Below are 23,401 nucleotides of genomic sequence, written 5' to 3'. Positions count from 1 at the left end.
GGACGCTCCGGCCGCCCCCGCGCCGCCACCACCCCGGCGCGCGGGACGCTCCGGCCGCCGTCACCCCGTCCGGACGAACCCCGACTCGTACGCCAGGATCACGGCCTGTGTGCGGTCGCGGGCGCCCGACTTCGCCAGGACCGACGCCACGTGCGTCTTGACCGTGGCCGCGCCGACGCCCATCCGGGCCGCGATCTCCGCGTTCGTGAGGCCCGTCGCCACCAGGCGCAGCACCTCCGCCTCCCGCTCGGTGAGCCGCGCCACCCAGGGCGGTGCCACGGGCGGCCGGTTGCGGGCGTGCTCGGCGGCCAGGCCCCGTACCGCCGCCGGGTAGAGCAGCGAGTCGCTCCGGGCGACCAGCCGCACCGCGCTCACCAGGTCCTCCGGCGCCGAGCGCTTGAGGAGGAAGCCGGCCGCGCCGACGCGCAGCGCGTCGTACACGTACGCGTCGTTCTCGAAGGTGGTCACCACCACGATCCGGGGCGGCTCCGCCATCCCCGCGAGGATCTGCTCGGTCGCCCGGATCCCGTCGATCTCCGGCATCCGCACGTCCATGAGGACGACGTCCGGCCGCTCGGCCCGCACCACCGACACCGCCTCGGCGCCGGTGGCCGCCTCGCCGACGACCTCCAGGTCGGGCTCCGCGTCGAGGATGACCCGCAGGGCCGTCCGCACCATCCGCTCGTCGTCGGCGAGCACGATCCGCAGGGGGGCGCTCATCGGGGGATCCTGACCACGAGGCGCCAGACGCCGTCCGCCGGACCGGCCTCGGCAGTGCCGCCGAGCAGCCGGGCCCGTTCGGCGATCCCGCGCAGACCGCGGCCGCCGTTCGGCCGGGCGGCCGGCGGCCGTGCGGGCAGGGGGTTCTCCATGGCGATCTCCCACTCCTCGGTACGGGCGTCGAGCCGCACGGACACGGGCTCCCCGCCCGCGTGCCGGGCCGCGTTCGTCAGCCCTTCCTGAACGATCCGGTACGCCTCACGGGACAGCGTCTCCGGTACGGGGGCGAGGTCGCCGGACACCGTCAGCGCCACCTCCGGCCCCGCTCCCCGCACCAGGGCCTCCAGGGCGTCGAGCCCCGGCCCGGGCCCCGGTCCTTCCCCGGCGTCCTCGTCGTGCCGCAGCAGCCCGAGGACCCAGTCCAGTTCGCCGACCGTGCGCCGGGTGGTCTCCTCGATCGCGGTGAGCGCCTCCCGGACGAACGCCAGGTCCGCCCCGTCACCGCCGTCCAGGACCCGCCGGGCGGCCCCCGCCTGCAGGGTGACCGCGCTCAGCGCGTGACCGACCGAGTCGTGCAGCTCCCGGGCCAGCCGGTTGCGGGACTCCGCCTCGGCCGCGCGCCGTTCGGCCGCCGCGAGCCGGTCCGCCGGGCTCGGCCCGAGCAGCCGGGGCGCGCCCCGGGCGAGCAGCGCCCCGGTCGCGGCGGCCGTGGCGGCGAGCCCGAGCAGCATCAGGAGACCGGCCGGGAACGCCGCCCAGACCCACCAGGGCCGGTCGAGGCCCCAGAACCGGCCCAGCTCCGACTCCCGCAGCGCGGCCGAGAACGGCAGCGCCATCACCGACACCGCGAACGGAGGCAGGGCGAGGGTCGCCCCGCTGATCAGCGCCCCGGCGCCCAGGTGCAGCGTGAACCAGCCCGCCGTCCGGCCCTTCGCCTCCGGCCCCTGGGCCGGACCGTCCGCGAACCGGTCGGCCGGCACCCCGCACAGCGCCCGCGCCGCCGCCACCGACATCGGCCGGGCCAGCGGGAACAGCGCGGCGACCGCCACCAGCGGCAGCCCCACCGCGTACGCCCCGAACTGCACCGCGAGGCTCCCGGCGAACAGGCCGCCCGCGCCGAGGAACGCCCCCACGACCACGGAGCCGACCATCCAGAACGGCATGAACAGCGCGCCGCCCACGATCAGATGGAGCCAGCGCCGCCGGGCCCGCTGCCCGAGGAGGGCGACCGCGCTCCGTCTCACGCCGCGGCGCTCCGTCGCCGCAGGACGACGGCCAGACAGGCGGCGAGGAGGAGTCCGGTGATCATTTCGCCAGCGTAGGCCAGCCGCATCAGGGCCGTGACGTGCTTGGCGGGATCGGTCTCCGGCATCAGCGCGACCAGCGACATGTAGGCGCCCCAGCAGCCCACCATGCCCGTGCCGACCCAGGCAAGGGAGAGGACGGTCCGCACGCGCGGGGCGGCGGGCCGGCGCAGGACCAGGAGGAGGGTCGCGGTCACGGCGACGACGAGGAAGGCCAGCCACTGGACCTCCAGGACGACGGCGTCGGCGTCCCGCTCGGCGATCTGCCGGGCGGCCATGCCGTGCGTCGAGCCGGACAGCCACATCACGTGGAGCACGGCGGGGAAGAGCGCGAGGAGGGCACCGGCCAGGGCGGTGGCCCGCACCCCGGGCCCGGAGACCCGCGCGGGGATCCCGCCGAGCCGGCCGCGCAGGAGGTGGCCCCAGCGGTCGCGCGTGTACAGCGCGAAGAGGGTGCCCAGGGAGAGGCCCTGGAGGATGAAGCCGCCGTAGACGACGGCGAAGACCCAGGAGTCCAGGAAGGGTTCGGCGGGCGTGGCGGCCGCCTCGTCGCCGCTCAGCGCCGCGACCGCCAGCTGGGCCGGGTAGCCGGTCATGATCGGGGCGAGCAGCCCGGTCGCCGCCCACATCGGGAGCGCCAGGAGCCAGGCGGGCACCCGCTGCCCCCAGGGCCGGGTGAGGAGCAGGGCGAGGACGACCACGAGGGCGTCGGCCAGCACGGTGACCGCGTTGGCGACGATCAGCAGGTCGCGGTGTTCCAGGAGCACGCTCCCGGCGGGGATGCCGATCTCACTGCCCGCCATCCAGGCGGCCTTGAGCGAGACGTACGGGACGCAGGCGAGGATCGCGAGCAGGCGCAGGGCCCTGCGGGCGGGGCCGGCGCGGCCTTCCGCACGGGGCGCGGGGGAGGGTGCGGGGGAGCGGTGGAGCGCGGTCTCGGTCATGGCTCCAGGCTCGTGCCGGAACCGGGGCGGCACGTCCTGCCCACCGGTGATCCGCCTCCGCCGCACGGGGGAGGCGGAGCCCCTGTCGTCAGACCTCCGCCTGCCGGCGAAGACGGGAGTGTGGCGAAGAGCCCTGGGGCGTGGGGCACGGAGGGGGAGAATTGACCCATGTTCTTCTAGATCAATTGCACCCTGCCCAGGGGTCAATGGCCCTCTAGAGTAGTGATCATGAACGAGAACGCGCCCTTCGCCCCGCTCCTGACCCGTGCCGCGACCGCCGAGACCACCGCGGACCCCAGCAGTGTCATGACCCTGCTCGCCGACTCCGACACCACCGGCGGACAGCTCACCAGCTACCGCTCCACCTTCGCCGAGGGGGCGGTCGGCGCCCCGGCGCACTTCCACACCAAGGCGTCGGAGATGTTCTACGTCATCGACGGACAGCTCCAGGTCCTCGTCGGCGAGGAGCTGTCCGTCCTGGAGAAGGGCGACTTCCTGCTCGTCCCGCCCCACACCGCGCACGCCTTCGCGGCCGCGCCCGGCGCCGAGGCCGACGTGCTGTTCGTCTTCACGCCCGGCATGGCCCGCTTCGACTACCTGCGTCTGCTCGGCCGGGTCATGCGGGGCGAGGCGAGCTTCGAGGAGATCAAGGCGTCCTCGGAGCAGTACGACAACCACTACGTGGACAGCCCGGTCTGGCAGAAGGCGCTCGCCGAGCGCGGCTGAGCGGATGCCCGCCGGGCCGCGCGGTCGCCGGGCCGCGCGACCGCGTGATCACGCGGTCGCACCGCCGCGCGTTCAGAGGCGGCGGGTCGCCAGCGTCAGCCGGTCCCGCGCGTCGAAGAGCGCGTCCTTGATCATCTGCTCGTGCGCCGGGGTCAGTCGCGCCACCGGCACCGAGCAGCTGATCGCGTCCCGCGCCGGGGTCCGGTACGGGATGGCGACGCCGAAGCAGCGCAGCCCCAGCGTGTTCTCCTCGCGGTCCACCGAGATGCCCTGCTCGCGGATGGCGCGCAGTTCCTCGATGAGCTGCTCGCGGTCGGTGATGGTGTGCTCGGTGAGCGCCGGGAGCGTCTCCGGGAGCAGCTTGCGCACCTGGTCGTCGGTGTGGGTGGCGAGCAGCGCCTTGCCCAGCGAGGTCGAGTGGGCGGGCAGCCGGCGCCCGACCCGGGTGAACGGCCGCAGGTAGTGCTGGGACTGACGGGTCGCCAGGTACACCACGTTGGTGCCGTCGAGCCGTGCCAGGTGGATGGTCTCGGTGGTGTCGTCCGAGAGCCGGTCCAGGGTGGGCCGGGAGGCGGCCACCACCTCGTCGCCGTCGATGTACGAGGTGCCGACGAGCAGTGCCCGCACCCCGATGCCGTACCGCGTGCCGGTCGCGTCCGTCTCCACCCAGCCCAGCTCGACCAGGGTGCGCAGCAGCATGTAGAGGCTGGACTTGGGGTAGCCGACGGCCTCCTGGACGGCGGCGAGCGAGTGCATCCCCGGGCGTCCGGCGAAGTATTCGAGCAGCTCCACGGTCCGCACCGCGGACTTCACCTGCGCTCCGCCCGCGTCGGCAATCGCCATGACCCTCGCCCCTTTTCCGTCGTGCGGTCGTCCCCTGGCCGGCCGGACAGGGCCCCTTGTGGAGACGGCCGGGCCGTCCCTAGAGTCCCGTACGGATGTGTTCATCCACGGGAACTGTGTTCAGAATAGCGAACAGGGGCGTGGCAGTGGCGGCAGAACCAGTGTGGAGTGTGGACCCCCGGACGGGGAAGCCGCGCGAGCAGGTGGCGGTGGAGGCCACGACGGAGGACGTCGACCGGGCCGTACGGGCCGCGCACGAGGTCCGTGAGGCCCTCGCCGACCGGGCCGTACGGGCCGCCTTCCTCCGTACCGCCGCCGACCTCCTCCAGGAGGCCGGCGAGCAGGTCGTCGCGACCGCGGACGCCGAGACCGCCCTCGGGCCGGTCCGGCTCAACGGCGAACTCGCGCGGACCGCAGCCCAGTTGAGGGCCTTCGCCGGGGTCGTCGACGACGGTTCCTTCCTCGACGTCCGGATCGACCTCCCCGACCCCGGAGCCATCCCGCCCCGGCCAGACCTGCGCCGCTGGAAGATCCCGCTCGGCGTCGTCGCCGTCTACGCCGCCAGCAACTTCCCGCTCGCCTTCTCCGTCCCCGGCGGCGACACCGCGAGCGCCCTCGCGGCCGGCTGCCCGGTGGTGATCAAGGCCCACCCCGACCACCCGGCCACCTCCGAACTCTGCGCCGCGCTGCTGCGCAGGGCCGCCGCCAAGGCGGGCCTCCCCGAGGACGTCGTCGTCCTCGTCCACGGCTTCGACGCGGGCGTCGCGCTCGTCCGCCACCCGCTCGTCGCGGCCGCCGGCTTCACCGGCTCGGTGCGCGGCGGACGGGCCCTCTTCGACGCGGCCGCCGCCCGGCCCGTCCCCATCCCCTTCCACGGCGAACTCGGCTCCGTCAACCCGGTGGTGCTCACCCCCGCCGCCGTCGAGGAGCGGGCCGAGGAGATCGGCGCCGGGCTCGCCGGCTCCATGACCATGGGCGCGGGCCAGTTCTGCACCAAGCCCGGCTTCGTCCTGGCCCCCTCGGGTGAGGCGGGCGACCGGTTCGTGGAGGCGCTGACGGACGCCCTGCGCGACACCGAGCCGGCCGTGATGCTCGACCGCCGGATGCGGGGCAGGTTCCTCACCCACACCTACGAGATGGTGATGAACGACGGCGTCACCGCACCGGTCCACCCCGCCGCCGGCGGCCCGCACACGGTCAAGGCCGGCTTCGTGACGGTCGCGGTCCGGACCCTGGTCGACGGCGACCACCGGGACCTCACGGAGGAGTGCTTCGGCCCGGTCACCGTCGTCGCCCGCTACGACTCCCGTACGGAGATCACCGAGGCCCTCGCGCGGGTGCCCGGGAACCTCACCGCCACCCTGCACATCGCCGAGCGGGGCCAGGACGAGGACGCGGCCCCGCTCCTCGCCGAACTCACCCCGCTCGCCGGCCGCGTCCTCGTCAACGGCTGGCCCACCGGCGTCGCCGTCGCCGCCGCCCAGCACCACGGCGGCCCCTACCCGGCCACCACCTCCACCGCCACCTCGGTCGGCGCGACCGCGATCGAGCGCTGGCTGCGCCCGGTCACCTACCAGTCGACCCCCGACCACCTGCTCCCGCCGGAGCTCCGCGACGACAACCCCCTGGGTCTGCCCCGCCACTGAGCCCGGACGCCGGTGTTCAGCCTCCGACGCGCACCACGATCTTCCCGAAGTGCGTGTTGGACTCCATGAGCCGATGGGCGTCGGTGATCCGCTCCAGACCGTCGAAGGTCTCGGCGATCACCGGCGCCAGGGTGCCCTCGCGCAGCCCCGCACCGATGAACCCGGCCGCGCGGCGACGCCCCTCCTCGGTCCGGGCGAGCGCCCCGTTGGCGTACGTGTGGACCGTCTGCGGCCAGTTGGCCGACAGGGCCACCGGCCGCGGGTCCTGCCAGCCGTACAGCACGGCCGTGCCGCCGGGCCGCAGCGCGTCGCCGAGCCGGGCGAACCCGGGCCCGCCCACCGCGTCGAAGACGAGGTCCGCGCCCGCCCCGCCGGTGATCCGCCGCACCTCCTCGACCACGTCCTCGGTGTCCGTCGCGATCACCTCCGCGGCGCCGAGCTCCAGGAGCCGCTTCCGCTTCCCCTCACCCCGCGTGGCCGCGACCGGAACCGCCCCGACGCGCAGCGCCGTCTGGATCGCGGCCGTTCCCACCCCGCTGGACGCCCCCGTGATCAGCACGTGGTCGCCGGCGCCGAGACCGCCGGTCAGCACCATGCCGCCGTACGCGGTGAAGTACGTCAGCCAGACCGCCGCGGCCGTCACCGCGTCCACCCCCGCGGGCCGGGCCACCAGGTACTCCTCCGGAAGCGCCACCCGCTCCGCGTACACCCCGTGGACGCCGAAGTCGAAGTTGGCCGCCGCCATGACCGGATCACCCGGGGCGTACGCCGTGACTCCGGCCCCGACCGCCTCGACGACCCCCGCCGCCTCATAGCCCAGCCGCGAACCCGGCAGGGTCGCCGGGTAGTGGTAGGTGCCCGCGCGGAACAGCGCCTCGGCGCGATTCAGCCCGATCGCCTCGACCCGGACGAGCACCTCGCCGGGCCCGGGGGCCGGCAGTGCGACCTCCTCCACGGTGAGGACCTCGGGCCCTCCCGTCTCGTGGAAGAGAACTGCCCTCGTGGTCATTCCTGTTGTCGTCATGAACAAGACGCTAGGCGCGCGAGGCGAGACGATCCATGTCCTCATCGCTCCTCCTGATGTCCGATCGTCTCGCCCCCGCCGACGAGGAGTACGGTGCCGGGATGGACGTACTGAGCGATGCCATCGCCGCCATGCGCACCGGGCGGCCCCACTCCTCCCGCACGGTCAACTTCGCCCCCTGGGGCATCCGCTTCCCGGCGAGCGAGGGCGCCGGATTCCACGTCGTCCTCCAGGGCACGGCCTGGCTGCTGCCCCCGGAGGGCGCCGCCCCCGTCCGGCTCGGCCCCGGAGACGTCGTCCTCCTCGCCCACGGCACCGGCCACGGCCTCGCCGACCGGCCCGGCACCCCGCTCGTCGACGCCGTGCCCGCCCCCGACGGCTCCTGGCCCACCCCGCCCGTCCGCGGCCCGGTCGACGCGGAGGAGACCCTGCTCCTGTGCGGCGCCTACCAGCTCAGCCGCGCCCGCGCCCACCCGCTCCTCACCGAGCTGCCGCCGTACGTGCACATCCCCGCCCGGGTCGGCGCCCATCCCCGGCTGCGCGCCGCCGTCGACCTGCTCGGCGCCGAACTCGCCGAACCCCAGCCGGGATCCGACGCGATCGTCCCCGCCCTGCTCGACACCCTCCTGCTCTACCTGCTGCGCACCTGGTGGCTCACCGAACGCGCCGACCGCTCCACCGGCTGGTCGGCCGCCCTCGGCGACCCGGTGGTCGCCGGCGCCCTCCGCGCCCTCCACTGCGACCCCGCGCGCGCGTGGACGGTCGAGGAACTCGGCGCCCTGACCGGCCTCTCCCGCGCCGCGTTCGCCCGCCGCTTCACCGCGCTGGTCGGCCGCGCCCCCCTCGCGTACCTCACCTGGTGGCGCATGACCACGGCGGGGCGCCTCCTCCGCACCGCAGACCTGCCTCTCCGCGCCATCGCCCAACGTTCCGGCTACTCATCGGAGTTCGCCTTCGCCAAGGCCTTCAAGCGCGCGTACGGCCTGGCACCGGGGCAGTACCGAAAGGGGGCCTGAGCCCGGGAGCCGGCCCCGGTCACCCGCCGGCCCGGTCCTCCGCCCGGCCCCGGCTGCCCGGCAGGCGGAGGGAGGCCAGGGTCGTCAGCGTGAGGAAGGACGCGCTGATCAGGAGACTCGTCCGGAGCGCCGATTCCGTCGACGTGGCCGCCAGGGAGCCGAAGACCGCGATCGCGAGCGCGCCCGCCGTCTGCCGGACCGCGTTCAGGAGGCCCGCCGCCGTACCCGCGCGGTCCGGCGGCACGGCCTCCATCATCGAGGCGATCAGTGGCGGCAGCGAGAAGCCCGCGCCCAGGGCGAGGGGGACCAGGAGGACGGCCTGGGCCACCCGCGAGGTGTGCGCGACCTCCAGGACGACGTGCTGTTCGTCCAGGACGGGCGCGTGCTGACCTCCTCCGGATACGCGGCGGGCATCGACCTCTGCCTGCACGTCATCCGCGCCGACTACGGCGCCGCCGTCGCCAACACGGTCGCCCGGCTCGCCCTCGTGGCGCCCGTGCGGCCCGGCGGCCAGACCCAGTTCACCCAGACCCCGCTGCCGCCCGAGCGCGGGGTCTCCTTCGCCGCCACGCGCGCGTGGGCGATGGAACACCTCGACGAACCGCTCGGGCTCACCGACCTCGCCCGGCACGCCGGCGTCTCCGTCCGGACCCTCTCCCGCCGCTTCCACGCCGAGACCGGCGTCAGCCCGCTCCAGTGGCTGCTGCACCAGCGCGTGGAGCGGGCGAAGGAGCTCCTGGAGACCACCTCGCTCGCCATGGACGGGGTGGCCCGCGCGAGCGGCCTGGGTACGGGGGACTCCCTGCGCCGGCACCTCCTGGGCCGCACGGGCCTCACCCCCAGCGCCTACCGGTCCTCCTTCAGCCGCCTGCCGTCCGCGGCCGGACCGGCCGCGGACGGCACGGTCCCGGCGGCAGCCGCCACGACCGGGACCACGCCGTCCGCGACCACCCCGTCGGTCACCGCGCGAGCACCCGCCGCAACCGTCCCGCCGTCCCGCGCGTCCTGAAGAACCATGATCCGACTCGCCACCTCCGCCGATCTCGACGCCGTCGTCGCCCTCCACACCGAGGCCCGCGCCACCTACTACCGCGGTCACATCCCCGACGCCGACTTCCTCGGGCCCGAGGAGATCGCCCGCTCCCGGGCCGGCTGGGCCGCCGCCGTCGGGCGCGGGGCGGTCCTGTGCGCCGTACGGGACGGGGAGCTGGCGGGCATCGCCGCCTACGGGGAGCGCGACGGCCTCATGCACCTCACCCAGCTCCACGTCCTCCCCGCCCGCTGGCGCGGCGGCGTCGGCACCGAACTCCACACGGCCTGCGTCGACGGATGGCGGGCCGCCGGGGTGACCGAGGTGCGCCTGGAGGTCTTCGAGAAGAACGGACGCGCCCGGGCCTTCTACGCCGCCCGCGGCTGGACCCCCGACCCGGAGAACCCGCGCGACGGCGACCACCTCGTGCTCCGGCTCACACTGGAACCGGAAACGGAATGAAATCCGCCGGTGGGGTCGTTGTCGCCGCAGAACACCGCGAACACCCCGCCGCCCAACCCCGGAGAGAAGTCACATGCGCGTCGAGATCTGGAGCGACATCGCCTGCCCCTGGTGCTACATAGGCAAGGCCCGCTTCGAGAAGGGCCTGGAGGCCTTCGCCCACCGCGAGGACATCGAGGTCGTGCACCGCTCCTTCGAGCTCGACCCGAACCGCGCCAAGGGCGACACCGGCCCCGTCCTGGCGATGCTCGCCGAGAAGTACGGCCGCACCCTCGACGAGGCCCGCGCCATGGAGGCGCACGTCGCGTCCAACGCGCACTCCGAGGGCCTCGGCTACCGCACCGACGGCCGCGACCACGGCAACACCTTCGACATCCACCGGCTGCTCCACCTCGCCAAGGACCGCGGGCTGCAGAACGAGCTCCTGGACCTGGCCTACCGCGCCAACTTCGCCGAGGAGCGCTCCGTCTTCGACGCCGAGACCCTGGTGACGCTGGGTGTCGAGGCCGGCCTGGACGAAGCCGAGGTGCGTGCCGTCCTCGCCGACGACTCCGCCTACGCCGACGCCGTACGCGAGGACGAGCGCGAGGCCGCCGAACTCGGCGCGAACGGCGTGCCGTTCTTCGTGCTCGACCGCCGCTACGGCATCTCCGGCGGCCAGCCCGCCGAGGTCTTCACCCAGGCCCTCGAACAGGCCTGGCAGGGCCGGGTCCTCCAGACCGTCGGCGGCGACGCGGCGGTCTGCGACACCGACGGCGGCTGCGAGGTCCCGGGCGCGTGACCGCCCAGATCCGGTACGGGGCATGATCATCCACATCCCCTCCCACCTGCGGCGATAAGCGCGGCTTGGGGATTCCCCACGATCGAACCCGATTGACGGGTGATCGCGGGGAATCCAGGGTGGGGGCATGGATCCTCTGGAAAAGCCCCTCGGGGGCGCCGAGTTCGCGCCCAGGAACACCTACCTCAACACCTCCGCCTGCGGGCTGCTGCCCCGACGCGCGATCGAGGCCGTCGTGGCCCTCGCGGAGGAGACCGCCGCCGGACGCCCGGGCGGCGCCGGGGACTTCGAGGTCGTGAACGAGGCCCGCGCCACCTACGCCCGGCTCGTGGACGTCGCGCCCGAGCGCGTCGCGGTCGGCAGCTCGGTCGCCGTGCACTGCGGCATGATCGCCCAGTCGATGCCCGCCGGGTCCGAGATCCTCTTCCCCGAGGGCGACTTCTCCTCCGTCATCACCCCCTTCACGATCCGCGGCGACCTCAAGACCCGGTTCGTGCCCCTGGACCGGCTCGCCGAGTCCGTCGGCCCCGACACCGCGCTCGTCGCCTTCTCGGCCGTGCAGTCGGCGGACGGCCGGACCGCGGACTTCGCGGCGGTCCGGGCGGCGGCCGCCGCGCACGGCGCCCGCACCCTCCTGGACGCCACCCAGTCGGCCGGCTGGCTGCCGCTGCGGGCCGGGGAGTGGGACTACACGGTCGCCGGCGGCTACAAGTACCTGCTCTGCCCGCGTGGGGCCTCCTTCCTCACCGTCACCGAGGAGGCGCAGGACTCGCTCCTCGCGATCCACGCCAACTGGGTGACCGGCGAGGAGATGTGGGTGAACAGCTACGGCCCGGTCCGCGAACTGGCCCGCAGCGCACGCCGTTTCGACGAGCCCGCGGCGTTCCTCTCGTACTACGGGGCGGCTCGCTCGCTCGCGCTCCTGGAGGAGATCGGCATCGAGCGGATCGAGGCCCACGTCAAGGGGCTCGCGGCCCGCTTCCGTGCCGGGCTCGTCGCCCTCGGTCACGCGCCGGTCATGGACGAGTCGGCGGTCGTCGCCGTCCCCGGCCTCGGGGACCGCGAGGACGCGCTGCGCGAGGCCGACGTCCTGCTCTCCGTCCGCGCGGGCAATCTGCGCGCGTCCTTCCACCTGTACAACACGGCGGCGGACGTGGACCGCGCGCTGGAGGCCCTGGCGGGCTGACGTCCGTACGGCGTGTCCCCGGGGCCACGCGCGCGCGAGGCGCCGGGGGCACGCCGGGCCGGGCGGGCGCCGTCCTCACGAGGGTGCCGTGCCTCGCGGGCGCTGTCCCCACGAGGGTGCCGTACCTCGCGGGCACGTCCCCGCGAGGGCGCGCCGTTCCTCCGGGGTGTCCCGCTCAGCAGCCGCCCGGCGGGGCCGGGCACTCGCCCGCCTCGCCCGCCTCCTCGCGCAGGTTGTCGGCCACGAGGCCGAGGAGCCGTGACAGCTCGGCCCGGTCGTCCGGGCCGAGCCCGCTCAGGGAGGCCTGCTCCAGGTCGGACCAGACGCCCTCGACGCCGGCACGCAGCGACCGCCCCTCGTCCGTCGCCTCGACCAGGACCGCACGCCGGTCGGCGGGGTCCGGGCGGCGCAGGACGAGGCCGCAGTGCTCCATGCGCTGGAGCATCTTGGTCACCGTCGAGGCGTCGAGGCCCAGGGACTGGATCAGCTCGGACTGGCGGGCCGGTCCGCAGTCCCAGAGCCGCATCAGCATCATCTCCTGGCCCGGGTAGAGGCCGAGCTCCCGCAGCCGCCGTCCGGCGGCGATCCGGTGCATCCGGGCCACCCGCGCCAGGGCGACGCTGACGGGACCGCCGTGGGCGGCGGAGGGTGTCGTCCCGGTACAGACGGGGTCGGTTCCTGACATCGCGGGCTCCTCGTGAAGGCTCTCCCCACAGATTACCTTGGCCGGCCAATCAATGGGTTACAGTGGCATCCGGACCAGATACTTGGCCGACCACATAAATGTGTGAAGGGGACAGCCATGACCACCGCCTTCGACCCCGTGGACCTCGCGGGAACCCGCCTCGCCAACCGCATCGCGATGGCCCCGATGACCCGCAGCCGCGCCGAGGGGGACACCCGCACCCCCACCGCGCTCGTCGCCGAGTACTACGCCCAGCGCGCCTCGGCCGGCCTCATCATCACCGAGGGCACCCAGCCGAGCGCCGTCGGGCAGGGCTACCCCAACACCCCCGGCCTGCACAGCGCCGAACAGGTCGCCGCCTGGCGCGAGGTCACCGACGCCGTCCACGAACGCGGCGGAAAGATCTTCGTCCAGCTCATGCACGCGGGCCGGATCAGCCACCCCGTCGTCCTCGGTGACGGCCTCCACCCCGTCGGCCCGTCCGCCGTCGCCCCCAAGGGGCAGCTCTTCGCCGGCACCGGGCTCATCGACTTCGTCGCCCCGCGCGAACTCACCGCCGACGAGATCGGGGAGACGATCGCCGGGTTCGCCGAGGCCGCCCGCAACGCCGTCGACGCCGGCTTCGACGGCGTCGAGATCCACGGCGCCAACGGCTATCTGATCCAGCAGTTCCTCGCCTCCGGCTCCAACCACCGCACCGACGAGTGGGGCGGCACCGTCGAGAACCGCATCCGCCTCGCCGTCGAGGTCGTCAAGGCCGTCGCCGCCGAGATCGGCCCGGAGCGCACCGGCCTGCGGATCTCCCCGGCCAACACGTACAACGACATCGCCGAGACCGACCCCGAGGAGCTCTACCCCGCCCTCGTCGCCGCGATCGACCCCGTCGGCATCGCGTACCTGCACGTCACCGAGCCCGCGCCCGAGATCCGCGAGCTGACCCTCGCCCTGCGCAAGGCCTTCACCGGCACGTTCATCCTCAACCCCTCCACCGAGGGACCGACCGGCGCCGAGGCACTGACCCTGATCGAGGACGGCACCGCCGACCTCGTCGCGTACGGCGCCCTGTTCCTCGCCAACCCCGACCTGCCCGCCCGCCTGCTGGCCGGCGGCCCGTACAACACCCCGGACACGGCGACCTTCTTCGGCGGCGACCACCGCGGCTACACCGACTACCCGGCGCTGTAGTCCGGAGCCGCACCGCCGCCACGAGCGTACGGAGCGCACACGGACGCGAGGAAGGGGCGGGGTCCGGCACCGGACCCCGCCCCTTCCCCGTCCCGTACGCGGTCCGGCGCACGCGGACCGATCAGACCGCCCAGGCCTCCGTGACCGCCCGGCGCGCGCCCTCCAGGTCCACCGGGCGGCCCGACTCGCCGAGCGCCGCGCCCAGGGCCGCCAGCGAGGACTGCACGGCGCCCGGAGTCGCGTCCACCCCGTAGTGGTTGACCCGGATCATCTCCTTGGCCAGCGCCCCGCCGCCCGCGATCAGCGGCAGCGACGGATCGGCGGCCAGCGCCTTCGCCACCAGCTCCGAGGCGTCCACCCCGGACGGCACGCGCAGCGTCGTCGCGACCGGCGCCGCGTCCTTCGCCTCGTACACGTACGGCTCGAGGCCGCCGCCCAGGGCCAGCGCGCCCGCCCGGGTCGCCGCCGCGGCGGAGGCGTGCCGGGCCATCAGGGCGTCCAGGCCCTCCGCCTCGATCCGCTCCACGCAGGCCTCCAGGGCCAGCATCTCCAGCTGCGCCGGAGCGTGCAGCAGCGTCTTGCGGCCGCCGTCGATCCAGCGCTCCTTCCAGTCCAGGAGGGAGAGGTACGAGCGGCGCGGCGCGGCCGGGTTGGCGGCGAACCGCTCCCACGCCCGCGCGCTCACCGACACCGCCGACACGCCCGCGGGCCCGCCCATCGCCTTCTGCGCACCGATGATGCACATGTCCACGCCCCAGGCGTCCGGCAGCACCGGCTCGGCGCCGATCGACGCCACCGCGTCCAGGTAGAACAGCGCGCCGTGCGCCCGGACGACCTCACCGATCTCCGCCACCGGATTGGTGTTGCCGGTCGCGGCCTCCGCGTGCACCAGGGACACGAAGTCGATCTCCGGGTGGGCGGCGAGCGCCTGCTCCACCTGAGCGGCCGTCACCGCCGTGTGGAAGGGCACCGCCAGGTCGATCACGGTCGCGCCGCAGTCCCGCAGCCAGTTGCCGAAGGTCTGCCCGTACGGCCCGGTGACCACGTTCAGGGCGGTCGAACCGGCCCGCGCACCGCTGCGGATGCACCCCTCCAGGGGGAGCAGCGCCTCGCCCTGGGTGATCACCACGTCCTGCTCCGTGGAGAGCAGCGCGGCCACCCGCCGCTCGATCGACGCGAAATGCGCGGCGGTCAGCGGGGCCAGGTCCAGGAGCGGATGTGTCACGGTCACGGCGGTGCCTTCTTCGACTCGGATTCGTGCGGGCGGAACTCCGGATCAGGGTACCGAGGGGCCCTCCCCGGCCGGGGTCCCGTCCTCGTACAGTGCAGACATGAGTGATCACGCGGTGCTGCACGTGAAGGGTCGGGTGCTCGTCGGCCCCGAGGACGTACGGGACGAGCTGTGGTGCGTCGACGGCAGGGTCACCTTCGACCGGCCCGCCGCCGAGGCGGTCACCGTCGAGGGCTGGGTGCTGCCCGGACTCGTCGACGCCCACTGCCACGTCGGCCTCGACCGGCACGGCCCCGTCGACGAGGCGACCAGCGAGAAGCAGGCCCTCACCGACCGGGACGCGGGCACCCTCCTGATCCGGGACGCGGGTTCGCCCTCCGACACCCGCTGGATCGACGAGCGGGAGGATCTGCCGAAGATCATCCGCGCGGGACGGCACATCGCCCGCACCCGTCGCTACATCCGCAACTACGCCCACGAGATCGAGCCCGCCGACCTCGTCGCGTACGTCGGCCGCGAGGCCCGGCGCGGCGACGGCTGGGTCAAGCTCGTCGGCGACTGGATCGACCGCGAGGCCGGCGACCTCACGGCCTGCTGGCCGCGCGCCGAGGTCGAGGCGGCCATCGCCGAGGCCCACCGGCTCGGCGCCCGGGTCACCGCGCACTGCTTCGCCGAGGACTCGCTCCGCGACCTCGTCGAGGCCGGCATCGACTGCGTCGAGCACGCCACCGGCCTGACCGAGGACACCATCCCGCTCTTCGCCGAGCGGGGCGTCGCGATCGTCCCGACCCTGGTCAACATCGCGACCTTCCCGCATCTCGCCGACGGCGGCGAGGAGAAGTTCCCCCGCTGGTCGGCCCATATGCGGAGGCTGCACGAGCGCCGTTATGACACCGTGCGCGCCGCCTTCGACGCGGGCGTCCCGGTCTTCGTCGGCACCGACGCGGGCGGCTCCCTCGCCCACGGCCTGGTCGCCGAGGAGGTGGAGGAGCTGACGAAGGCCGGCATCCCGCCGATCGACGCGCTCGCGGCCACCGCCTGGGGAGCCAGGGCCTGGCTGGGCCGTCCCTCCCTGGAGGAGGGCGCCCCTGCCGACCTCGTCGTCTACGGCGAGGACCCGCGCGCGGACGTCCGCGTCCTCGCGGCGCCGCGCCGGGTCGTCGTCAACGGGCGGGTGGTGGGGTAGGGCCTGCCCGGCGGATCGGCTCCGGACCCCCTGGATCCCGGGGATCGGCTTCGGACCCCTGGATCCCGCCTGCCCGGCGTGGGCCGATCAGCGGCGGCTCAGGAAGGCCAGCCGGGCCTTCTTCGCGGGGATGAAGACCTCCGGCAGGTCCACCTCGGGCAGCACGACTTCCGGGCCCAGCTCGAACCCGGCTCGCACCATGCGTGCGACGGCCTTCTCGTTCGAGGCGTCCGGTTCCACGACCACCCGGGTGTGGTCCCGCAGCGTGAAGGCGATGAGCACCGACAGGAGATTGCCGGTGAAGCCCGGCCGCGGGGCCGCGTTCGGCGCGATGAGGAAGTGGGCGCCGATGTCCCCGGGCCGCACCTCGTAGCACTCGCTGACGCGGTCGGCCTCGGGGTCGTACGTCTGGAGCAGGGCGACGGGCTCGTCGTCCAGGATCACCAGGAAGCCGTGGTGGGTGGTGAGCGAGTCGAGGTGCGCGTAGATGTCCCGGACCTGCTCGACGGTGGTGCCGACCATGCCCCAGAAGCGGGACCGCTCCTCGTTGACCCAGGCGTGCAGGAGCGCGGCGTCGCGCTCGGGCTCGACGGGCCGGACCGTGACGGTCCCGAAGCCGTCGACGCTCCGGACGTAGGCGGCGGTGGCGGTGGTCATCCCTGCTCCTTGGTGAGGTTCTGCCAGTCGGTGGTGACGGGGGCGAGTTCGCCCCTCAGCCACAGCGGAAGCTGGTCGCGGTGGTGGGGGTCGCCGGGCACGCCGGACGCGCCGAACGGCACGATCCAGCCGCTCCGTTCGCGGTCGGCGAGGTCCCAGACGTAGCGGGCGGCGGACGCCCGGGCGCTGCGGTCGGTCCACCCGGGCACGCTGGACGTGGAGAGCACGCAGTCGTGGTCCCCGCCGAGCCCCGGCCACTGGGCGTCGTCGGGGTCGGGCAGCGCCTGCCAGGGCGCGAGCCGGTGCGTCACGCCCCAGGCGGCCGGCGGCTCGCCGGTGCCGATCTCGTCGAGCGCCTCGCGCACGATCCGGTCGACGTCCGCGGCGGGCACCGGCCCGGCCGCGAGCAGGGTCTCCAGGGCGTAGGCGACGCGCGGCCCGAGGGCCAGCCAGGGGCGGAACACGTCGGGGTACGGGGCGGGTTCACGCAGCGCCGCGAAGGCCTCGTGGGCGGCGAACCGGCGGACGACGGCCCCGCGCACGGCGGCGTAGAGGCCGGCGTCGGTGCTCTCCGCGTCCATCCGCCGGTCCCAGGCGAGCAGCCGGTCGCGGACGGCGGAGGCGGCGGGGGAGAGCCCGTCGGGGCCGGCGGGGGAGAGGGGCCCGACGGGGGAGCCGCCCTGCCCGCTTCCGCTGCCGCCCACCCGCGCCACGGCCGCCAGGAGGCGGGCCGCCGAGCGGTTGTCGGTGTCCCGGTGGACGGCGGTGATGCTCTCCGGGGTCCAGTCCGCCGAGGCGCCGAGGAGCGCGTCGATCCGGTCCGCCCGGTGCGGCGGGGCGAACTCGATGCCCAGCGGTGCGGCGAGGCCCCGGGCGTTGGCCATCACGGCGTGCCCGTCCACCTCGGCGCGGGGCAGCGGCGCCGGTGCGTCCTCCCAGGCGTGTGCCGGGTCCCAGGCGGGCACGATCCGCAGCGTGTTCGCCCGGTGCCGTACGGGCACCCGGCCGGCCACCCGGTGCAGCAGACCGCCGGCCGTGTCGGCGGCCATGACGACGTTGACCGGTTCGACCCAGCCGTCGAGGGCCGTGTCCACGTCGGCGACGGTCCGGGCGCGCAGCAGCGCGGGCAGCACCTCGAAACCCAGCTCCCCGGTGACCCGCGGCGGGTACCGCAGTGCGACGGCCTCCCAGGCCGGGGCCCGGTCCTGGGCGTCCCGGTCCTCCGGGCCCCCGTCCTCCGGCGCCCCGCTCGCGGGCTCGTCGTCCACACCGATGATCACCGGGCCCCGGTCGGTCTCGATCACCTCGACCACGACCGGTTCCCCGCCCGCGACCTCGATCGTCTCGGTGTGCCTGGCCGCCGGACGCCAGCCCTCGGGGCCGTACGCCTCCACCCCGCCGTCCGGGAGCCGCCGCAGCCGCTCCCGGTAGAGGTCCTGGTAGTCCGACATGGCGTTGGTGATCGCCCAGGCCACCGGTCCGGTGTGGCCGAAGTGGGCGAGTCCGGGGATGCCGGGCACGGCGATGCCCACCACGTCGTACGCGGGGCAGGCGAGCCGGATCTGCTGGTAGACGCCGGGCGCCTCGATGAAGCGGTGCGGGTCGCCGGCCACCAGGGCCGCCCCGCTCGCGGTCCGGCCGCCCGCGACCAGCCAGCCGTTGGAGCCCGAGGTCCCCGGCCCGTCGGTCGCGAAGAGTTCCGTCCACTCCTCGCCGAGCCGCCGGGCGACCTCCTCGCGCCACAGCTTGGTGGGGAAGCCGGCGAACAGGATGTGGGTCGTCAGCCAGACGGCGAGCGGGGTCCACGGCTCCCAGCGGCCGGGCGCGAGGCCGGTAGCGGCGAACTCGGGCGCCCGCCCGGCGCCTTCCGCGAGGCCGTCGTTGACCCCGTCCACGTAGGCGCGGACCCATGCCGCCGTCCGCGGGTCCTCCGTCTCGAGCCGCTCGAAGCAGCGGCGCGCGGTGTCGGCGAGCCGGGAGCGCCGGGCGAAGGTGTCCCAGCCGAGCTCGGCGGCACCGAGGAAGGCGGCCGTGGTGCCCTGGGCACGGTGCCGTTCGACCTCCAGCTGCCAGGCCCGGTCGCGGGCGGTGACCCGGCCCTGTGCGAAGGCGAGTTCGTCCTGGTCCGCGGCGCGCAGATGGGGGACGCCCCATGCGTCCCGGTAGACCTCGATGCTCACGGAGACCCCGATCCCGTCCATGTGTCCGACATGGTCGTCGACCATGTCTCCTGCAGATTTCTTAGGTTAGGCTGACCTAAATTAATCTACAGGAGTTCAGGGGAGGGGATTGCGGTGGGTCACGGCTGGCAGGGTGCCGTTCTCAGGCTGATGCGGGGCAAGGACTTCACGTTCACCGTGACGGGGGCCGAGCAGGTCACCGAGGACTACCGCAGGGTGCACCTCACGGACGGCGGTCTGCTCGCCGCCGCCGGGATCCACCCCACGATGTGGGTCCGGATCTGGTTCGAGAGCGCGGGCAAGCCGCACCAGCGCGCGTACACCCTGGTCGACCCCGACCAGGAGGCGGGCACCTTCAGTCTGGAGTTCGCCCTGCACGACGGCGTCGCCAGCAGCTGGGCCCGCGCCTGCGCGCCGGGCGACACCGTCGAGGCCACCCTCCAGGGCACCGGCTTCGACGCCCCGGAGCCGCGCCCCGGCCGGCTCCTCGTGGTCGGCGACCCGGCGTCGCTGCCCGCCGTCAACTCGCTGCTCGACGCCCTCCCCGGCGTCCCCGCCACCGTCTGGTTCGAGACCCAGCACGCCTCCGACGAGGAGCTGCCCGTCCGGCTCGACCCCGAGCACCACGAACTGCGGCGGGTGCCCCGGCAGGGCGACGGGGTCGACCTCGTCGCCCGGGTGAAGGCCGAGCTGCCCGCCCTCGCGGACTCCGACCCGTACGTCTGGATCGCCTGCGACACCGCGACCACCCGGACCCTCGCCACGTACGCGCGCAAGGAGCTCGCGCTGCCCAAGGAGCGTGTCCACGCGCTCGGCTACTGGCGCGCGAGCTGACCGTCCCCGCCTGATGCGCCGGGTTGACGATCCGTTACCCCGGCGCGCGGTGACTCGTTCACACCCTTCGCGGGGGTACCCGCTGTATGCCCCCGCGTGCGAAAGACGCGGGACTCCCGGGAACGGTTGTGTCGAAAAAAATCGAATATGAACACGGAAACCCCCCTTTGGAGTGAACTCACGTCAGGCGACTGTCGGTTCACTCTCCGTGCGTAAAGATTCCGGTGTCTCAAGTCGCCGAGGCCGCGCCGACCCACCGTCCCCGTGGTGAGCGGCCGGCGACGCCATGTCTCTTGTGGGGGTTCCACCATCTTGAACAGCAACACCTTCCGCACGCCCGGACGCCGTGCCGCCGCCGCGACCGTCGCCGCCCTGACCGTCGGCCCCGTGCTCCTCGCGGCTCCGGCGGCACAGGCCACGGGCGGCGAAGGGCGCGCCACCGCCGTCGTCCTGCGGACCGGTCTCGACGTATCCCTCCTCGGCAAGACGGTCGACGTGCCGCTGCGGGTCTCCCTCAACGAGGTCAAGGCGCCGGAGACCGAGAACGAGACCGCGCTCTCCGTGAAGGTGCAGGGCGCCGAGGGGGGCAAGCCGATCGACGTCCTCGCCGCCGACGTCGCCACCTCGAAGGCGACCGTGGACGAGGAGAAGGCCGAGGGATACGTGAACCTCGTCAAGGCCCGGGTCCACGTCCCCGGACTCCCGCTGCTCTCACTCATCGAGGTCGAGAAGGTGACCTCCAAGGCGCTGTGCGAGGTGGGGAGGAAGCCGGTCGCCGAGTCCAACGTCCTGGGTCACGTCACCGTCTTCGGCAAGAAGACCACCCTCTCCGCCGGCGGCCGGACCCAGGTCAGCGTGCCGGGCGTCGGCCAGGTCACCCTCGACCTCTCCCGCACCTCCACCACCTCCCGTACGGCGGCGGCGACCGCCCTCGAACTCAAGGTGGAGGTCGACCCGTTGAAGCTCGGCGTCGCCGAGGTCAACGGCACCGTGACGCTCGCCGAGGCCACCTGCGAGACACCCAAGGGCACCGCCCCGACGGAGAAGCCGACCGAGGAGCCCACCGGCGAGCCGACCGGGCAGCCCACCCAGGAGCCCAGCGAGCAGCCCACGCCGGAGCCCTCGGTGAAGCCGAGCGACGCCGGCGGCATCAAGACCGACAACGGCGGCACCACGCCCACCCAGAACCTCGCCGAGACCGGCGGCAGTTCCACCACCCCGTACCTCGCGGGCGGGGCGCTCGCGCTCCTCGTGGCGGGCGGCGGCGCGCTCGCGCTGACCCGCTCGCGCGCCCGCTCCCGAGGCTGACGGTCCGAGGGGGGGGCGCGCAGGGGCATGCGCCGGGGGGTGCGGAGCCGGAGGCTCCGGGGGGAGCCTCCGGCGGGAAGCGCGGGTCCGGGGAGGGCGACGGTGACGACGTCGCCCTCCCCGGACCCCTGTGCGCGGGCGGAAGCTCAGCCGCCCATCAGCAGGGCCTGGTCGAGGGCCTGGAGGAAGCGGTTCGTCGTGACCCGGTCCCGGACCGCGATCCGGAGCCAGTTCCGGTCGAGACCCGGGAAGGTGTCGCCCCGGCGGGCCGCGAAGCCCAGTGACCGCAGCCGCTCCCTGATCGCGTCCGCCCCGTCGATCCGCAGCAGCACGAAGGGGCCCTCCGACCCCGGCACCGTCCGCACCTCGTCGAACTCCGCGAGCCCGGCGAGCAGGTGGGCCCGCTCGACCCCGATCCGGTGCGCCGCGTGCTCGGCCTCCGCGAGCGCCACCCGCGACATGCACGCCTCGGCCGCCACCAGGGCCGGCGTGGACACCGGCCACAGCGGCTGCGTCCGCTCCAGCGCGGTGATCGTCGCCGGCTCGGCCAGCACGTAACCGATCCGCAGTCCGGCGAGCCCCCACGTCTTGGTGAGGCTCCGCAGCACGACGAGCCCCGGCACATCGGTCCGCCCGGCCAGCGACTCGCGCTCGCCCGGCACCGCGTCCAGGAACGCCTCGTCGACCACCAGGGTCCGCCAGGGTCTCGCGAGCGCGGCGATCGAGGCGGCGGGATGCAGCACGGACGTGGGGTTCGTGGGGTTCCCGATCACCACCAGATCCGCGTCCTCGGGGACCGCCGCCGGCTCCAGCCGGAAGCCGTCCTCCTCGCGCAGCAGCACCCGGCCCACCTCGTGGCCGACATCGCGCAGCGCCGCCTCCGGCTCGGTGAACTGCGGGTGCACCACGACGGGCCGCCGCACCGGGAGCGCCCGCGCGATCAGCACGAAGGCCTCGGCCGCGCCCGCCGTGAGCAGGACCCGGTTCGAGGGCAGATCGTGCCGCTCGGCCACGGCCGCGCGTGCGGCCCGGCCGTCGGGGTAGGCGGCGAGTCCGGTCAGGGAGTCGGCGATCCGCTCCCGCAGCCAGTCCGGTGGGGTGTTCGTCCGGACGTTGACCGCCAGATCGATGAGTTTCTCGTCCCGTACCTCGGCGTCACCGTGGTGGCGCAGGTCGTGGGCGTCGGTATGCAGATGCATGTCCATGGCCGCCGTCGTGTGGGGGGTGGGGATGGTGGGGGGTGAGCCAGGCTCGCCAGCGATGTACCCGTGAGTTCGGGGCAACAACCGTACGCCTGGGGCGTCTTCGTTCGGGCGAAACGGGACGGAAGCGGCAAGGGCGCACGTTACGCGCCGGGTTTTCCGCTTCGGTACGAGCAGCCCGGCGGACCCGCCCCCGCCCGCCGCGAGCAGCGCGGCCGCCTCCGCCACCGACGGCGTGCCCGTCGCCGCCAGCGGCGGCGCCGACGGATGCGGTACGGGCACGGCCGCGAGCTCCTCCGCCGTGAACGCCCGCACCGGCACGCCGAGCTCCTCCGCCGCCCCCGTGATCCCCGGCTCCGCCGCCCGCGCGTCGAGCGTGGCGAGCGAACGGACGTCCGCACGCGTCAGCCGGGCCTCCCGCAGCACCGCCCCGACCAGGGCGAGGACCTCGTCCACGGGGACCCCGGCCCGGGCCCCGACACCGAGGTGCGCGGACACCGTCCCATCCGATACCAAAGGCCCATGGCTGTAGTCGTCGCGCTCGGCGCGTTCCTCATGACCCTCTTCGGCGGCTGGGTCGCGGGACGTGTCACCGACCGCCGCCACCTCGTCCTCGGCCTCGCCGGCGGGCTCATGCTCGGCGTCGTCGGACTCGACCTGCTGCCCGAGGCCATGGAGGCCGCGGGCGACGAGGTCTTCGGAGTCCCGGAGGCGCTGCTGCTCTTCGTCGGCGGCTTCCTGCTGGCCCACGTCGTGGAGCGGCTCCTCGCGGTACGCCAGGCCGCGCACGGCGCCGCGGCCGACGAGAGGGTCCCCCAGGTCGGCATGACGGCGGCGGCCGCGATGGTCGGTCACAGCCTCATGGACGGCATCGCGCTCGGTGCGGCCTTCCAGGTCGGCGGAGGCATGGGCGCCACCGTCGCCGTCGCCGTCATCACCCATGACTTCGCCGACGGCTTCAACACGTACACGATCACGAGCCTCTACGGGAACGCCCGCCGCAAGGCCGTCGGCATGCTCGTCGCCGACGCCCTCGCACCGCTGGTCGGCGCCGCCTCCACCCTGCTGTTCACCCTTCCGGTGGAACTCCTCGGCAGCTATCTGGGGTTCTTCGGCGGCGCCCTGCTCTACCTGGCCGCCGCCGAGATCCTGCCTGAGGCCCACCACGACCACCCCGCCCGCTCCACCCTGCTGTGCACGGTGGGGGGCGTCGGCTTCATCTGGCTCGTGGTGGGCGTCTCCGGCGGCTGA

General features: G+C 74.4%; 22 protein-coding genes and 1 pseudogene. 12 read left to right on the top strand and 11 right to left on the bottom strand.

The features are described from left to right. Nucleotides 1-60: 60 nt before the first annotated feature. From OG392_RS09220 to OG392_RS09210, 3 genes are read right to left on the bottom strand one after another with little or no spacing between them, the layout of a single operon-like run. Nucleotides 61-720 (bottom strand): response regulator transcription factor, encoded by a 660-nt coding sequence (locus OG392_RS09220; RefSeq protein WP_329277461.1) that lies wholly within the window; start codon nt 718-720, stop codon nt 61-63. Beyond that, nucleotides 717-1,964 (bottom strand): sensor histidine kinase, encoded by a 1,248-nt coding sequence (locus OG392_RS09215; RefSeq protein WP_329277459.1) that lies wholly within the window; start codon nt 1,962-1,964, stop codon nt 717-719. The genes OG392_RS09220 and OG392_RS09215 overlap by 4 nt, the downstream gene beginning before the upstream one ends. After that, on the bottom strand, nt 1,961-2,968 hold the full coding sequence (locus tag OG392_RS09210) for a hypothetical protein (RefSeq protein WP_329277457.1): 1,008 nt from the start codon (nt 2,966-2,968) through the stop codon (nt 1,961-1,963). Before OG392_RS09210 ends, OG392_RS09215 begins: the two co-directional genes overlap by 4 nt. Nucleotides 2,969-3,196: 228 nt before the next feature. On the opposite strand from OG392_RS09210, the gene OG392_RS09205 reads away from it, so the two are divergent. Then, nucleotides 3,197-3,694: a cupin domain-containing protein gene (locus tag OG392_RS09205; RefSeq protein WP_329277455.1), complete on the top strand. Its 498-nt coding sequence runs from the start codon at nt 3,197-3,199 to the stop codon at nt 3,692-3,694. A gap of 72 nt (nt 3,695-3,766) precedes the next feature. Here OG392_RS09205 and OG392_RS09200 read toward each other — a convergent pair whose 3' ends face one another. After that, entirely contained in the window at nt 3,767-4,537 is a 771-nt protein-coding gene (locus tag OG392_RS09200; RefSeq protein WP_329277453.1) for an IclR family transcriptional regulator, read from the bottom strand. Nucleotides 4,538-4,683: 146 nt separating this feature from the next. Here OG392_RS09200 and OG392_RS09195 point away from each other — a divergent pair, with 146 nt between their 5' ends. After that, nucleotides 4,684-6,183 (top strand): aldehyde dehydrogenase (NADP(+)), encoded by a 1,500-nt coding sequence (locus OG392_RS09195; protein WP_329277451.1) that lies wholly within the window; start codon nt 4,684-4,686, stop codon nt 6,181-6,183. A 16-nt stretch (nt 6,184-6,199) separates the two neighbouring features. Here OG392_RS09195 and OG392_RS09190 read toward each other — a convergent pair whose 3' ends face one another. Continuing rightward, a complete protein-coding gene (locus tag OG392_RS09190) occupies nt 6,200-7,207 on the bottom strand; it encodes a zinc-dependent alcohol dehydrogenase family protein (protein ID WP_329277449.1) in 1,008 nt (335 codons plus the stop codon). Nucleotides 7,208-7,308: 101 nt separating this feature from the next. Between OG392_RS09190 and OG392_RS09185 the strand changes: the two genes are divergently transcribed. Beyond that, nucleotides 7,309-8,223: an AraC family transcriptional regulator gene (locus OG392_RS09185; protein ID WP_329287157.1), complete on the top strand. Its 915-nt coding sequence runs from the start codon at nt 7,309-7,311 to the stop codon at nt 8,221-8,223. Nucleotides 8,224-8,242: 19 nt separating this feature from the next. On the opposite strand, the gene OG392_RS09180 is transcribed toward OG392_RS09185, so the two are convergent. After that, nucleotides 8,243-8,551, bottom strand: a complete 309-nt coding sequence (locus OG392_RS09180) for a hypothetical protein (protein ID WP_329277447.1) — start codon at nt 8,549-8,551, stop codon at nt 8,243-8,245. A 15-nt stretch (nt 8,552-8,566) separates the two neighbouring features. Between OG392_RS09180 and OG392_RS09175 the strand changes: the two are divergent. The 4 genes and pseudogenes from OG392_RS09175 to OG392_RS09160 form a co-directional block, all read left to right on the top strand. Beyond that, nucleotides 8,567-9,232: pseudogene (locus OG392_RS09175) on the top strand (GlxA family transcriptional regulator); the annotation flags it as partial. 6 nt (nt 9,233-9,238) lie between these two features. Continuing rightward, complete coding sequence (locus OG392_RS09170; protein WP_329277445.1) at nt 9,239-9,715, top strand: GNAT family N-acetyltransferase; 477 nt, start codon at nt 9,239-9,241, stop codon at nt 9,713-9,715. Between the two features lie 73 nt (nt 9,716-9,788). Further along, entirely contained in the window at nt 9,789-10,496 is a 708-nt protein-coding gene (locus OG392_RS09165) for a DsbA family oxidoreductase (RefSeq protein WP_329277443.1), read from the top strand. Nucleotides 10,497-10,623: 127 nt separating this feature from the next. Next, nucleotides 10,624-11,682 carry an aminotransferase class V-fold PLP-dependent enzyme gene (locus OG392_RS09160; RefSeq protein ID WP_329277441.1) on the top strand — a complete coding sequence of 353 codons (1,059 nt, stop codon included), beginning with the start codon at nt 10,624-10,626 and terminating at the stop codon, nt 11,680-11,682. Nucleotides 11,683-11,857: 175 nt separating this feature from the next. Here OG392_RS09160 and OG392_RS09155 read toward each other — a convergent pair whose 3' ends face one another. Beyond that, nucleotides 11,858-12,367, bottom strand: coding sequence for a MarR family winged helix-turn-helix transcriptional regulator (locus OG392_RS09155; protein WP_329277438.1), 510 nt, complete (start codon nt 12,365-12,367; stop codon nt 11,858-11,860). Between the two features lie 117 nt (nt 12,368-12,484). On the opposite strand from OG392_RS09155, the gene OG392_RS09150 reads away from it, so the two are divergent. Then, nucleotides 12,485-13,552: an alkene reductase gene (locus OG392_RS09150; RefSeq protein WP_329277436.1), complete on the top strand. Its 1,068-nt coding sequence runs from the start codon at nt 12,485-12,487 to the stop codon at nt 13,550-13,552. A gap of 121 nt (nt 13,553-13,673) precedes the next feature. Here the strand turns inward: OG392_RS09150 and OG392_RS09145 are convergent, their stop codons facing one another. Further along, on the bottom strand, nt 13,674-14,777 hold the full coding sequence (locus tag OG392_RS09145; protein ID WP_329287153.1) for a pyridoxal-phosphate-dependent aminotransferase family protein: 1,104 nt from the start codon (nt 14,775-14,777) through the stop codon (nt 13,674-13,676). A gap of 106 nt (nt 14,778-14,883) precedes the next feature. Between OG392_RS09145 and OG392_RS09140 the strand changes: the two genes are divergently transcribed. Continuing rightward, complete coding sequence (locus OG392_RS09140) at nt 14,884-15,969, top strand: amidohydrolase family protein (protein ID WP_319308283.1); 1,086 nt, start codon at nt 14,884-14,886, stop codon at nt 15,967-15,969. A gap of 87 nt (nt 15,970-16,056) precedes the next feature. Here the strand turns inward: OG392_RS09140 and OG392_RS09135 are convergent, their stop codons facing one another. Beyond that, complete coding sequence (locus OG392_RS09135; RefSeq protein ID WP_329277432.1) at nt 16,057-16,626, bottom strand: GNAT family N-acetyltransferase; 570 nt, start codon at nt 16,624-16,626, stop codon at nt 16,057-16,059. After that, nucleotides 16,623-18,827 (bottom strand): penicillin acylase family protein, encoded by a 2,205-nt coding sequence (locus OG392_RS09130; protein ID WP_443055063.1) that lies wholly within the window; start codon nt 18,825-18,827, stop codon nt 16,623-16,625. The genes OG392_RS09135 and OG392_RS09130 overlap by 4 nt, the downstream gene beginning before the upstream one ends. 93 nt (nt 18,828-18,920) lie before the next feature. On the opposite strand from OG392_RS09130, the gene OG392_RS09125 reads away from it, so the two are divergent. Together OG392_RS09125 and OG392_RS09120 are read left to right on the top strand one after the other, a co-directional pair. Continuing rightward, complete coding sequence (locus OG392_RS09125) at nt 18,921-19,640, top strand: siderophore-interacting protein (RefSeq protein ID WP_329277428.1); 720 nt, start codon at nt 18,921-18,923, stop codon at nt 19,638-19,640. A gap of 312 nt (nt 19,641-19,952) precedes the next feature. After that, nucleotides 19,953-20,948, top strand: coding sequence for an SCO1860 family LAETG-anchored protein (locus tag OG392_RS09120; protein WP_329277426.1), 996 nt, complete (start codon nt 19,953-19,955; stop codon nt 20,946-20,948). 146 nt (nt 20,949-21,094) lie between these two features. On the opposite strand, the gene cobC is transcribed toward OG392_RS09120, so the two are convergent. After that, on the bottom strand, nt 21,095-22,648 hold the full coding sequence (gene cobC / locus OG392_RS09115; RefSeq protein WP_329277424.1) for an Rv2231c family pyridoxal phosphate-dependent protein CobC: 1,554 nt from the start codon (nt 22,646-22,648) through the stop codon (nt 21,095-21,097). A 24-nt stretch (nt 22,649-22,672) separates the two neighbouring features. Here cobC and OG392_RS09110 point away from each other — a divergent pair, with 24 nt between their 5' ends. Then, nucleotides 22,673-23,401, top strand: coding sequence for a ZIP family metal transporter (locus tag OG392_RS09110; protein WP_329277422.1), 729 nt, complete (start codon nt 22,673-22,675; stop codon nt 23,399-23,401).

It is taken from the genome of Streptomyces sp. NBC_00691 (assembly GCF_036226665.1).
In the GTDB taxonomy this organism is placed as follows: domain Bacteria; phylum Actinomycetota; class Actinomycetes; order Streptomycetales; family Streptomycetaceae; genus Streptomyces.
Note: the sequence above shows the minus strand (reverse complement) of the source record. Positions and strands in the feature narration are given on the sequence as shown.

Excerpts from the sequence above, each read along its gene's own strand:
- OG392_RS09130 (WP_443055063.1), bottom strand. The coding sequence starts at position 18,827 with ATGGACGGGATCGGGGTCTCCGTGAGCATCGAGGTCTACCGGGACGCA.
- OG392_RS09165 (WP_329277443.1), top strand. The coding sequence starts at position 9,789 with ATGCGCGTCGAGATCTGGAGCGACATCGCCTGCCCCTGGTGCTACATA.
- OG392_RS09185 (WP_329287157.1), top strand. The coding sequence starts at position 7,309 with ATGGACGTACTGAGCGATGCCATCGCCGCCATGCGCACCGGGCGGCCC.
- OG392_RS09170 (WP_329277445.1), top strand. The coding sequence starts at position 9,239 with ATGATCCGACTCGCCACCTCCGCCGATCTCGACGCCGTCGTCGCCCTC.
- OG392_RS09155 (WP_329277438.1), bottom strand. The coding sequence starts at position 12,367 with ATGTCAGGAACCGACCCCGTCTGTACCGGGACGACACCCTCCGCCGCC.
- OG392_RS09190 (WP_329277449.1), bottom strand. The coding sequence starts at position 7,207 with ATGACGACAACAGGAATGACCACGAGGGCAGTTCTCTTCCACGAGACG.
- OG392_RS09140 (WP_319308283.1), top strand. The coding sequence starts at position 14,884 with ATGAGTGATCACGCGGTGCTGCACGTGAAGGGTCGGGTGCTCGTCGGC.
- OG392_RS09210 (WP_329277457.1), bottom strand. The coding sequence starts at position 2,968 with ATGACCGAGACCGCGCTCCACCGCTCCCCCGCACCCTCCCCCGCGCCC.
- OG392_RS09205 (WP_329277455.1), top strand. The coding sequence starts at position 3,197 with ATGAACGAGAACGCGCCCTTCGCCCCGCTCCTGACCCGTGCCGCGACC.
- OG392_RS09135 (WP_329277432.1), bottom strand. The coding sequence starts at position 16,626 with ATGACCACCGCCACCGCCGCCTACGTCCGGAGCGTCGACGGCTTCGGG.
- OG392_RS09200 (WP_329277453.1), bottom strand. The coding sequence starts at position 4,537 with ATGGCGATTGCCGACGCGGGCGGAGCGCAGGTGAAGTCCGCGGTGCGG.
- OG392_RS09110 (WP_329277422.1), top strand. The coding sequence starts at position 22,673 with ATGGCTGTAGTCGTCGCGCTCGGCGCGTTCCTCATGACCCTCTTCGGC.
- OG392_RS09220 (WP_329277461.1), bottom strand. The coding sequence starts at position 720 with ATGAGCGCCCCCCTGCGGATCGTGCTCGCCGACGACGAGCGGATGGTG.
- OG392_RS09150 (WP_329277436.1), top strand. The coding sequence starts at position 12,485 with ATGACCACCGCCTTCGACCCCGTGGACCTCGCGGGAACCCGCCTCGCC.
- OG392_RS09160 (WP_329277441.1), top strand. The coding sequence starts at position 10,624 with ATGGATCCTCTGGAAAAGCCCCTCGGGGGCGCCGAGTTCGCGCCCAGG.